Origin of the sequence: Streptosporangium subroseum, assembly GCF_900188345.1 — a bacterium.
GTDB lineage: Bacteria > Actinomycetota > Actinomycetes > Streptosporangiales > Streptosporangiaceae > Streptosporangium > Streptosporangium subroseum.
Genome location: NZ_FZOD01000006.1, coordinates 100,169 through 111,947, shown reverse-complemented (window position 1 = coordinate 111,947; position 11,779 = coordinate 100,169). Strand labels below are relative to the sequence as shown.

At 69.5% G+C, this 11,779-nt stretch carries 6 protein-coding genes; 5 read left to right on the top strand and 1 reads right to left on the bottom strand.

Annotation, left to right across the window (positions count from 1 at the left end):
- Positions 1-11: 11 nt before the first annotated feature.
- A complete protein-coding gene (locus CHC08_RS52345; protein WP_089206639.1) occupies positions 12-1,583 on the top strand; it encodes an RICIN domain-containing protein in 1,572 nt (523 codons plus the stop codon).
- A gap of 197 nt (positions 1,584-1,780) precedes the next feature.
- Here CHC08_RS52345 and CHC08_RS08485 read toward each other — a convergent pair whose 3' ends face one another.
- Positions 1,781-7,267, bottom strand: a complete 5,487-nt coding sequence (locus tag CHC08_RS08485; RefSeq protein WP_089206638.1) for an ATP-binding protein — start codon at positions 7,265-7,267, stop codon at positions 1,781-1,783.
- A 619-nt stretch (positions 7,268-7,886) separates the two neighbouring features.
- On the opposite strand from CHC08_RS08485, the gene CHC08_RS08480 reads away from it, so the two are divergent.
- From CHC08_RS08480 to CHC08_RS50590, 4 genes are all read left to right on the top strand, one after another.
- Positions 7,887-9,377, top strand: a complete 1,491-nt coding sequence (locus CHC08_RS08480; RefSeq protein WP_089206637.1) for an FAD-dependent oxidoreductase — start codon at positions 7,887-7,889, stop codon at positions 9,375-9,377.
- Positions 9,378-9,553: 176 nt separating this feature from the next.
- The gene (locus CHC08_RS08475) at positions 9,554-10,183 is read left to right on the top strand and encodes a TetR/AcrR family transcriptional regulator (RefSeq protein ID WP_089206636.1); all 630 of its coding nucleotides are present in this window, start codon (positions 9,554-9,556) and stop codon (positions 10,181-10,183) included.
- 219 nt (positions 10,184-10,402) lie between these two features.
- Positions 10,403-11,305, top strand: a complete 903-nt coding sequence (locus tag CHC08_RS08470) for an aminoglycoside phosphotransferase family protein (RefSeq protein WP_089206776.1) — start codon at positions 10,403-10,405, stop codon at positions 11,303-11,305.
- Positions 11,302-11,508 carry a hypothetical protein gene (locus CHC08_RS50590; RefSeq protein ID WP_089206635.1) on the top strand — a complete coding sequence of 69 codons (207 nt, stop codon included), beginning with the start codon at positions 11,302-11,304 and terminating at the stop codon, positions 11,506-11,508. The genes CHC08_RS08470 and CHC08_RS50590 overlap by 4 nt, the downstream gene beginning before the upstream one ends.
- The last annotated feature ends 271 nt before the right edge of the window (positions 11,509-11,779 follow it).

The following is an 11,779-nucleotide window of genomic DNA, read 5'->3' as shown; positions in this document are numbered from 1 at the left end:
GGAGCTCAGCTGTGAAGAACGGATTCGACAGGAAGGCCGCCACGATCGCGATCGCCGGCGCGGTCGCCGTGGGTGGATGGGCGGTCGGCGCCTCGGCCGCTCCGGCGCCCGGCGCGTACACGATCGTCAACGCGGGCAGCGGGCTGTGCCTGGGCGTCCCCGGCGCCGGCACCTCCGACGGCGTGCAGCTCGCCCAGTCCGGCTGCGGCACAGGCGGCCAGGCTTGGAACCTGGTCGCCGCCGGTGGCGGGTTCCAGCTCAAGGCCGTCCACAGCGGCAGATGCGCGGGCGTCCAGGGCGCGAGCACCTCCGCGGGCAAGGCCGTCCAGCAGGAGACCTGCTCGGGCGCCTCCTCCCAGACCTGGAACCTGACCGAATCGGGATCCAACTACCGGGTGGTCAACACCAATGGCGGCAAATGCCTCAACACCAGGGACAACTCCATCTCCTCGGGTGCCCTCGTCCAGCAGAACTCCTGCGACTCGGTGACCTCCAAGCAGTGGCGGTTCGTCCCGGCGGGAGGCCCGCAGCCGACCCCGACCGTCACCCCCACGATGATCCCCACCCCGACCCCGACGCCCACCGTGACGCCGACCGTCCCGCCGGGCAACGCAGGCGGCCTGGTGGGTTTCGCGACCCTTGACAAGTACGGCCGGCGCGGCACGAACGGCGGCACCGGCGGCCAGACGGTGACCGCCGCCAACTACGCGCAGCTGGCGGCGGCCGTCGCCGACGACATCCCCCGGATCGTCCGCGTCTCGGGCACGATCACCGGCAATGGCGCGGACATGCTGGACGTCGGGTCGAACAAGACCATCATCGGCGTCGGCACGAACGCGACGATCAGCGGGTTCGGGCTCGACGTCAACGGGTGGGGCCCGGAAGAGGTCGCCTGGGGCGGCGACCTCTGCGACCCCGCGGAGAAGGACAGGTTCACCCACGTCCAGAACGTGATCATCCGCAACCTGTCGTTCAGGAACTCCCCGGACGACTCGGTCAACGTGCAGTGCTACTCCCACCACGTGTGGATCGACCACAACACGTTCTACCCCTCCCATGACGGCTCGGTGGACGTCAAGCGCGGCTCGGACCTGGCGACGGTCTCCTACAACCGCTACATCGGCACCGACAAGTCGATGCTGCTGGGCCACAGCGACAGCAACGGCGCCCAGGACATCGGCTACCTGAACGTCACCTACCACCACAACTGGTTCGACGGATCCAACACCCGCCACCCCAGGGTGCGGTTCGGTTACGCCCACGTGTTCGCCAACTACGTCGACGTCGACGACTACTTCATCGGCCTGGGCGTGAGCGGCAGGATCTACGCCGAGAGCAACCACGTCAAGCGCGCCAAGACGATCACCCAGGACTTCGGCGACGCCAAACTGACGTGGACAAGCAGCAACTTCTACGACATCGCCACGATCACCCGGGCCAACAGCAGCGGCAGCACCATGAGCGACTGGCTCCGCGCCGACGGCGGCGTCTCGCCACCGCCGTACGCCTACTCGGCCGGATCCGCGTCCTCCATCCCGCCCGCCGCGGGCGCCGGTGCCGGCGGCGCGGAGATCATCCCCTAGGTGAGCCGCCCCGGTTCCCTCGGAGGTCCTCCGAAGGAACCGGGGCGCGCCACGGCTGCGGAAGGCCTGTTACCTACCCCGCACCTCGAAGGTCGCGGCGGGCGCCGATCGGACAGCCCGCCCGGATGCCTCCGCAGGAAAGCGAGAAGCCGGACGCCCGCGTCAAAAAGGCACGGGCGTCCGGCTTCAGTGCCGGGTCAGATCTGTCGGGCGAGGCCCTTCTCGATCGCCTCGATGATCTGAGGCCGCAGCTCGGCGCAGCTGATGATCGCGTCCACCGAGCCGACGTCGACCGCCCGCTGGATGCTGTGCACGCGGTCGAACTCGGTGGCCACCTCGGTGAGCTTCTCGGCCCGTACGGACGACCGCAGCTCGGCCAGCTCGGCGGCGAGCGCGGCCCGCGTGGCGGCCGGCGCCTCCGCGACCCGGGCGGCGAGCGCGAGCACGCGGGGGTCGTTGCCGGTCCGCTTGTCGACGTCGCGCGCGAAGACCACCGCGGCGGCCGGAGCACCGCCCAGCACCGAGGCGAACGAGCCCTCGACCGCGAGCACGGTCATGTTCGGGTTGAGCGCCTTGGAGAACACCACGAACGCGCCGCCGTGGTACCGCGAGATCACGCAGAACACGATGGGGCCCTTGAAGTTCACCACCGCGCGGCCGATCTCCGCGCCGTACTCCAGCTGCAGCTTGCGCATCGACTCGGGCGACCCGTCGAACCCCGACAGGTTGGCCAGCACGACCAGCGGACGGTTCCCGCTGGCGGCGTTGATGGCCCGGGCGGCCTTCTTGGACGACCGCGGGAACAGGGTGCCCGCGGTGTAGGTGTCCGGGCCGTCGGTGGGAGGGAACCCGCGACGCGGCACGGACCGGGACTCGATGCCCAGCAGGCACACCGGCCGGCCGCCGAGGTGGACGTCCCAGGCCGCGGCGGTGTCCGCGTCGGCCATGCCCGCCCACCGCTCCAGCACCGGGTGGTCCTGATCGGACAGTGCCCGCATGACGGTGCGGATGTCGAACGGCTTCTTGCGGTCCGGGTTGGACTCGACGGAGAAGATCTGGCCCACCGTCGTGAACTCGCTGTCCGGTACGGCGTGCGGGAACGTCGACACGTCGCGGTCCACCGGGTCGCCGGTGATCGTCTTACGCGGCCCGCTCTCCCCCGGCGCGACGTAGCTGTGGTCGTAGTGCGACATCAGGACTTCCCGCGCACCGCGGATGTCCGGCGCCCAGTACTGCGCCTGACCGTTCGGACCCATGATCCGGTCGTACCCGCCGATGCCGTGGTTGTCCTCGGCCGACACACCGCCGGAGAAGTCGAGCGACTGCTTGCCCGTCAGCACCATCGCGGAGTCCGGCGTCATCACCAGGATGCCCTTGGTGTGCATGAGCATCGTGGCCTCGGCATTCCAGTACGGCTGGGCGCCGACGTTGATGCCCGCGACCACGATGTTGATCTCGCCGCCGTCCTGGGTGAAGTTCACGATCCGCTTCAGCGCGGCCGCCACCCAGTCCATGTTCTCGGTGCCGGACGACATCGAGATCCGGGCGCCCGCGGAGAGCGCGAACCACTCCAGCGGCACCCGCATCCACTCGGCCAGGTCGAGTGCGGCGATCACCCGCGCGCACTCGGGCTCCGACAGCGCGCCGAGCGCCTTCGTCGGGTCACCCAGCAGCACGACGCGGGTCATGCCCTCCGGGTGGCGCGAGGTGGGCGTGCTGACGACCCCCGCGACGAGCGCGGCGGTGTTGCGCCCCTTGGGCCGGTCCACCGGCACCAGCTTCGAGTGCTCGTCCAGGTCGTACTCGGTGAATGAGCCGGACGGCCCGGCGAGCATGTCGGTCAGCTCGTACGGGTAGTGCGTGCCGCGGCTGTGCGCGCGCAGCACCTCCTGGCGGTAGTCGTCCAGCGGCTCGATGGGCTCGGTCGGCGGCGCCACGATGGACAGCTGCACGCCGGAACCCACGTCGTAGCCGATCCGGACGGCGATGTCGACGAGCTCGCCGGTGACGCCGTCGCGGCGCCTGCCGAGGAACAGCACCTCCTCCAGGCCCGCGCCCGCCGTCGTCGGCAGCACGCGCTTCGCCAGGGTGTTCAGGTCGTCCGGCGAGAGGTCGGTCGGCGGCCACACGTAGATGACGATCCGGTTCGTGGCGGACGTCTTCGCGCCGGGCTTCCTGCCCCGGCGGATCGCGTCGAGGCACGCGGCCAGGATGTCCTCGGCCGCGGGCAGCGCGACGAGCCTGCCCTCGTCGTCGCGCAGGGGGGTCAGGTCGCGGACCTGCCCCAGGGCGACGAGGCGCTCGTCGGACGGGTTCTGCCGTGCCACGGCCCGGAAGAGGTAGACCTCCTCGTCGGGCGCGGGCAGCCGGGTGAGGTCGAAGTCGCGCAACCGCTCCAGCTGCATGCGCTCGGCGATGCGCGGGTGCAGACCGCGCAGCAGCCGCTCCTCCGCGAAGCCGTTCGCGGACGGCCGGAAGGTGAAGTGGTGGTGCACGGCGCCCCTGTTGCCCGCGACGGTCGTGGTGATGCGGCCGACCCGGTTCGACGGCTGCTGCGCGACCAGGACCTCGCGCAGGCGCGTGGCCATCTCTTCGGGGTCGCTCGGACCGTCGGACCAGGTCAGGTAGACGTCCGCCACCAGCTCGCCTTCGCCGGCGAGCTCGTCGACGGCCTTGACCGCCTCGGCCAGCGCGGGGAAGTCGACCGCGGTGGTCACGACGCGGCCCTTGCCGGTCTCGGTGTGGTGGTCGGCGACGACAAACGTGCAGCCCGCCACCTTGCTCACCCGGATGTCGCCGAGCGCGCGGTTGCCGTAGTAGCGGCGGCTCAGCACCTCCAGCAGCGGTACGGGGTCCGCGCCTTCGCGGCCGATCCGCTGGCCGACCAGCCGGACGAGCGGCTCGGCGCTGGCGACCATGGCGGAGATCCGCTCGGCGCGGTCGGGCGCGTCCGGGTGCCGGTCGAGGTGGCGCAGGTGCTTGCGTACGGCCGTGTAGACCTTGGCGCGGGCGCGGCGCAGCAGCGGCTGGGCGAACCAGGCGAACACGATGCCGCGCGCCAGGTCCGCGACGGCCGGGAACCGGACCTGGGTGGCGGCGACCAGGTGCTCCAGCGCCAGGCCGACGGTGACGCGGTCCGCCTCGGTGGGCGGGGCCTCGTTCACCCACTGGCGCAGCAGGGTCGTCACCACGGCGACGTCGGCGGACGCGCGCCGCTGGGCCAGGAAGATCCGGAAGACCGCGTCCTCCAGCTCCGGTGTGCGGTCCAGGCCTTCGACGCCGTAGCGGGACAGCACGTGCGTGAGCCGCTGCCGGAAGCTCTCCGACAGCCCTGACCGGTCCGGGTCGAGGTACTGCAGGTAGGTGTGGAAGTACTCGCGGGGGCTGTGCACCGCGGAGTTGGACTTCGTCTCCTCGCCGGCGGGCCGGTTGCGGCTCAGCTCGCTCAGGTCGGCGAACAGGCGCAGCAGCTCGACCTCACCGGCCGGCTCGTGCCGGCCCTCCGCGACGAGCTCGGCGCGCGCGGCCAGGTAACCGGCGAGCAGGCGCTTCTCGTCCTGCGCGTCGATGTCGAAACCCAGCAGGAGGCTGCGCAGGTCCTGCAGACCACGCGCGGCCCGCTCGGCCGCGGGCACGTCCACCCGCTCGGACGGCAGGTCCAGCTCGACCTCCGGTCCCGCGGCCGCGGGACCGGCCGCCTCGTCGCCGTCACCCACCGGCTCCAGGCGGAGCAGGCGGGCGCCCACCTCCACCTGGCTGCCGACCGAGACCGCGAGCTCCCGCACACGACCGCGGAACGGCGCGCGCAGCACGGTCTCCATCTTCATGCTCTCGACCACGAGCAGCGGCGCGCCGGCCTCGACCTCGTCTCCCGCCTGCAGCGGCGTGGCCACCACGAGCGCGGGTACGGGCGAGCGCACGATGCCGCCCTCGTCGCGGCTGATCCGGTGCGTGACGCCGTCGACCTCGACCAGGTGGATCGGGCCGTGAGTGCTCGTGACGACCTTGAAGCGGACGCCGTTCACGGTGATCTGGCCGCTGTGCTCGTCGAAGCGCTCGATGTCGACGTCGGCCGCGTGCTCGGGGCCGCCCGCCGAGATGCCGATGCGGAACCGGTGGCCGCCGGTGCGGGCGACCTGGACGCGGTAGCCGACGTCGCGGAGCTTGAGCTCCAGCGCGCGGCCGCTCTCGTGCTGCGACTGCGGACGGCCGCCGTGCGCGGTGGACAGGAAGCGCTGCCGCGTCACGGCCTCCTCGTCCTCGTAGGCCTCGATGGCGGCGGTGATCAGCGCGATCGCGGAGTGCCGGTGCGACACGAGGGCGCCCTGGGCACGTACGCGGTCGATCCAGCCGGTGTCGGCGGACCCGTCGATCACCGCGGGCTCGTCGAGCAGCATGCGGACGAAGCCCTTGTTCGTCACGCCGCCCTCGATGATGACGGTCGTCTGCGTCATCGCGCGACGCAGGCGGGCCAGCGCCTCCGCGCGGTCACGACCGTGCGCGATGATCTTGGCGATCATCGAGTCGAAGTCGGCGGGGATCACGTCGCCCTCGCTGAACCCGGTGTCCACCCGGATGCCGGGGCCGCTGGGCAGAGCCAGCCGCGCGATCCGGCCGGGTGAGGGTGCGAAGTCGCGGTCGGGGTCCTCGGCGTTGAGTCGCGCCTCAACGGCGTGACCCCACTCCTCGGGCGCGTCACCCTCGAGCTTGCCGCCCGCCGCGACGTGCAGCTGGGCCTTCACCAGGTCGACGCCGGTGGTGATCTCGGTGATCGGGTGCTCGACCTGCAGGCGCGTGTTGACCTCGAGGAACGCGAACAGCCGCTCACCGGGGTGGTAGAGGAACTCGACGGTGCCCGCGCCCTGGTAGTCCACCGCGAGCACGAGCCGCTCGGCCGACGCCTTCAGCTCGGCGACCTGCTTGGCGCCCAGGACCGGGGAGGCGGACTCCTCGATGATCTTCTGGTTGCGCCGCTGCACGGAGCAGTCGCGCACGCCCAGCGCCCATGCGGTGCCCCGCCCGTCCGCGATGACCTGCACCTCGACGTGCCGGGCGCCCGTCACCAGGCGCTCCAGGAACACGACGCCGCTGCCGAACGCGCGCGCGGCCTCCTGGCGCGTCAGCTCGTAGGCCTGGGTCAGATCGTCGGCGTTGGAGACCATCCGGATGCCACGACCGCCGCCGCCCGCGGTCGCCTTCAGCATCAACGGGTAGCCGATCCGGTCCGCCGCCGCCTTCGCGTCCTCCAGCGTCTCCACCGGACCGCGGCTCCACGGAGCGACGGGCACACCGACCTCTTCGGCGATCAGCTTCGAGCCGATCTTGTCGCCCAGCTTGCGCATCGCCTCGGCGCTCGGGCCGACGAACGTCACGCCGATCTCGGCGCACAACTCGGCGAACGCCGGGTCCTCCGCCACAAAGCCCCAACCGACCCAGGCCGCGTCCGCGCCGGTCTCGACCAGGGCCTTCCTGAGGACCGCGTGGTCCAGATAGGGCCGGTTCGCGGCGAGTCCCAGGTCGTAGGCGATGTCCGCCTCGCGGACGAACGTGGCCGTCCGGTCGGAGTCCGTGTACAGAGCGACGGTCTCGATCCGTGTTCCCGTCTCCGCGGCTAGGTCCCTAACGGCGTGGATGAGCCGCATGGCGGCTTCACCGCGGTTGACGATGGCGACACGACTGAACACTGAGCGGGCCTTTCGAAGAGGGTGAACACGGCGGGCGTCCCCGCCCTAACCGGGTTACATACTCTCGGCTGTCCCCGGACACCGGAATGGCGGGGACTAAGCGTGTTTCGCGGCCGGAGTTGTGGGGCTCGCACAAACGTACCCGCCGGGTTGGTGTGGCATGCGGCTGGTGCAATCTCGGTCGCGCAGCAGCTCGTGGACTCGGAGGCCCTTCGAACCAGCCACGGGCGAGAGTGATCCGCTTGTCACGCAGCGACAAAAACAGCAGGTGGGTCCGCTCCGGTGCTGGACACGCTCCGATGGTGCCAGGCGGGCCTTCGGAGGGTCCGGACCACACGAGCCCAGAACTCACACCGAGATTATCTTGAGGGCTGCGACTGGGCAAACAGCGCCCCTTACCGTGTCTCCTCGTGTCTCCGGCCATCCCCCACCCGTCATGCCGTCGTGCGACGGACACCGATCATTGTGGTGGTTATCACCAGGCGCTAGTCGACTCCCTCGTTTGCTTAACGGGCGTTCGTTAAGTTACGGTGAAACCGCTAAACGAACGCCCGTTCAGTGAATGCTCTCGCTGAAGCGGTCGCCGCGACGAAGACAGCTCCTGAGAGGACCTCAGCCCATGAACGCCACCGCACGAATCGCCATCGTCGGCGCCGGCCCCGGCGGCCTGCTATGCGCTCGCGTCTTGCAAGAGCACAACATCGAGGTCACCGTTTACGAAGCCGACGCCTCGGTGGACGCCCGTGACGCCGGCGGCACCCTCGACCTGAAGGCCGACTCCGGGCAGATCGCTCTGGAAGACGCCGGCCTGCTCGAAGACTTCATGGCGCGTGCCAGGCCCGAGGGCCAGGCCAAGAGCAGGCTCGACCAGCACGGCACCGTACTCCTCGCGTTTGTCCCCGAAGAAGATGACATCGCCGCGTCGGAGATCGACCGCGGGCAGCTCCGCATCCTGCTTGCCGAGCAGGTGCGGCCCGGCACAGTGAAATGGGGACACAAGCTCCAGGCCGTGACCCCGCTCGGGAACGGCACTCACCGCCTCGAATTCGGCAACGGCACGGTCGCCGAGGCGGACCTGGTCATCGGTGCCGACGGCGCCTGGTCGCGGGTGCGTCCTCTCCTGAGCCAGGCCGTGCCGCAGTACAGCGGCGTCTCGTTCGTCGAGGTCCGTTTCGAGAACGTCGACGAACGTCACCCCCGGGTGGCGGCGCTCGTGGGTGACGGCCACATGTTCGCCGGCGACAACAACGGGCGGGGCATCATTCTGCAGCGCAACGGCAACGGTCACGTGCGCGGCTACGTGGCCATGCGCGCCGAGCTGGACTGGTACGACAAGGCCGGCGTCGATCTTGACGACGAGGCCGGTGTCCGGCGGTTCCTGCTCGGGGAGTTCAAGGACTGGGCCGATGAAATGCTGCGCTTCATCAAAGATAACGACGGCGCCTTCGTCAACCGGCCGCTGTGGACCCTGCCGGCCCCGCTCACCTGGGAGCGCACCGCGGGCGCGACGCTGCTCGGCGACGCGGCCCACCTCATGGCTCCCTGGGGCGGATTCGGCGTGAACTTCGCCATGCTCGACGGCGCGGAACTCGCCCGCGCCCTCGCCGAAGAGCCCACCATCGACTCGGCTGTCGCCCGATACGAGGAAGGCATGCTGCCCCGCTCCGGGGAGCACGCCGTCGGCGCCAACGACGCACTCGAGCGGTTCTTCGCCACCAGGGATTTCGACCCCTCCCAGATTCGGGACCACGCGGCGGAACACCGGGAGTCCGTCGCCGCCGCCGCCGAGTACCGTCGCCGAAATCCCGCCAAAGCACCGGGAGAGACGCCGGCCAGCGCCTGGACGCTGAAGTTCCAGACACCCCGCGGCGAGCAACTGGCGGAACTGGTCCTCGACATGACCGCGAGCGCTCTGACCGGAAGCCTCAACGACGCCCCGATCGAGGGCGGCCAGATCAGCGGCAGTGAGATCAGTTTCAGCGCCCGGCTCACCACACCGTTCAAAATGAAGATCAGGTGCGCCGCCTCGATCGACGGGGACACGATGACCGGCAAGGCGAAGTCGACTCTGATGACGATCGCCTTCACCGGCACGCGAGAGGCCGCATAAGCGCCCCGCTCCTGCAACGACGACTGTCGCGCCGAGAGATCACGCACCTCGACACGCTCTGCTGGACACCTCTGGTGACCTGCTCCGCGAAAGCGCGCAGGGCGGGTTGGCGGCAGGCCGGCCATAACTGAACGGCCGATCGTTCAGTTAGGGTGACGGTGACGAGGGGGGCATCGATGGCGACCACCAAGGCTACGGGCCGGCGCGACGGTAGCGGCACGCGTACGGAGATCCTGCGTGTCGCCCTGAGGCTTTTCACCGAGAAGGGTTTCGAGGCGACATCCACCCGAGACATCTCGGAGGCCCTCGGCCTCACCAAGTCGTCGCTCTATTACCACTTCCGCAACAAGGAAGAGATCCTGGGAAGTCTCGTCGTAGAGCGCCGCCATGATCTGGACGAGCTGGTCGAATGGATCACCGCGCAGCCCCGCACTCCAGACCTGCCGTTGCAGGCGGCGCTGCGGTGGATCGAGGGCACCACACCCGAGCGCCTTCACGTTATGCGCCTCGCACAGGCCAATCAGCCGATCATGCGTCGGCTGGCTGCCAGTGACCAGGATCCCCGTGCCGCGTTCGAGACCGTCATCGACCTTCTGATCGACGACGACGCCGGCCCGCAGGACCGCCTGCTGCTGCGGATGACCTTCGACACCGCGAGCGCCGCACTCCTCGCGTCACGAGGAACCGGCGTCAGCCCCGACGACATCATCGAGACCGCCCGCCGCGCCAGCCTCGCGCTTGCGCACGCGTTCACGCAGGCGAACGCGGACCGTGGCCGGCGTGCTTCCGGCGCCTCGGCACACTGACCGACCGCTCGATGCCGGAGGCGCGCTCCGTCTGTAAGCATGCCCACCGCCGGAGACCACACGACTCGGCGAAGTCACCAAAAATGCCGATGACCTGCACTGATATCCAGCGGCGTAATACCGTCTCACCGAAGCCGGCGGCATAGCCCGCAGTCATCTCACGCAGCCGAAAACACATTGCGGCCGCAGGCCGGGACGCGGAATGATCCCGGCGTGAAGATGCACGCCAACCAGCTGACGGTGTCACCCGAGACGGTGCGCGCGTTGGTCGATGAGCAGTACCCCCGGTGGCGGAGCATGCCCATCACGAGCGTCGCCGCCCACGGGACGGTCAACGCCATCTTCCGCATCGGCGACCGCTTCACCGCTCGGTTCCCTCTGCAGTCCGGGCAGGCCGACTCGACGCGGCGCCAACTGGAGTCCGAAGCGGAGGCGGCCCGCGAGCTGGTAGGTCACACGCGGTTTCCCACTCCCGAGCCGGTCGCGCTCGGCGAGCCCGGGGCGGGATACCCGCTTCCGTGGTCGGTGCAGACGTGGCTGCCCGGCACCGTGGCCACCGACGAGGATCCGGGCGAATCGGTTGCGTTTGCCCACGACCTGGCCGAACTCATCAACGACCTGCGTGCCGTCGACACGCGTGGCCGCACGTTTGCCGGCGAAGGCCGAGGGGGCGACCTTCCCTCTCACGACGCGTGGATGGAAACCTGCTTCAAGCACAGCGAACACCTTCTGGACGTTCGCCGGCTTCGCCGAATGTGGGAAAACCTTCGAAGTCTGCCGCGCGAAGCAGCCGACGTGATGACCCACAGTGATCTCATTCCCGGCAACGTGCTCGTGTCCGCCGGTCGGCTGTCCGGGATTCTCGACGTCGGCGGCTTCGGACCGGCCGATCCCGCTCTGGATCTCGTGAGTGCCTGGCATCTGCTCGAGGCCGGGCCTCGGCAGGTGCTCCGCCTGGACCTCGGGTGCGACGACCTTGAATGGGAGCGAGGCAGAGCGTGGGCCTTCCAACAGGCGATGGGGCTTGTCTGGTACTACCTCGAATCCAACCCGGCCATGAGCCGGATGGGCCAACGCACCCTGGAACGCCTCCTGGCAGACAGATCGCCCACCCAAGCTTGAACGGTCGATCGCTTCATCCAGCTCACCCTGGTTGCGACATCCCCGTTCCGGGTGACTACGACGGCGACGGCAGGACCGACGCGGCGGTATGGCGCAACGGCACCTCGTACATCCAGCAGACCAGCACCGGCGGCTGGGGCAGTCGAAACAACGGCATCACCGGCGACATCCCCGTCAACCGGCCCGCCTACTACAACTCATAGTCGACCGACCACATCTGCCGGCGGCTCCCCGGCAAAAGGCGCTGACAGCATATCTCCCAACCAAAAACCCGATATTGAGTGATCTCGACCGCACCACAGATCAAGGGTCACTTCCGAATACCGGAAGTGACCCTTCTGCTGTCTCTGCGGCAGCGAGCTGAAAATGTCCCCCTCGCTGAAAATGCAACGGAAACCCACAGCAACAGGCCGTGCGGTGCCGACAGCGCCTGGATGTCGCCGCCGTGGTGGCGGGCCTTTCCGGAATACCACG

What these genes read in the sequence shown, in the direction of transcription:
- CHC08_RS08480 (WP_089206637.1), top strand. Translation starts at nt 7,887, where the DNA reads ATGAACGCCACCGCACGAATCGCCATCGTCGGCGCCGGCCCCGGCGGC.
- CHC08_RS08475 (WP_089206636.1), top strand. Translation starts at nt 9,554, where the DNA reads ATGGCGACCACCAAGGCTACGGGCCGGCGCGACGGTAGCGGCACGCGT.
- CHC08_RS08470 (WP_089206776.1), top strand. Translation starts at nt 10,403, where the DNA reads ATGCACGCCAACCAGCTGACGGTGTCACCCGAGACGGTGCGCGCGTTG.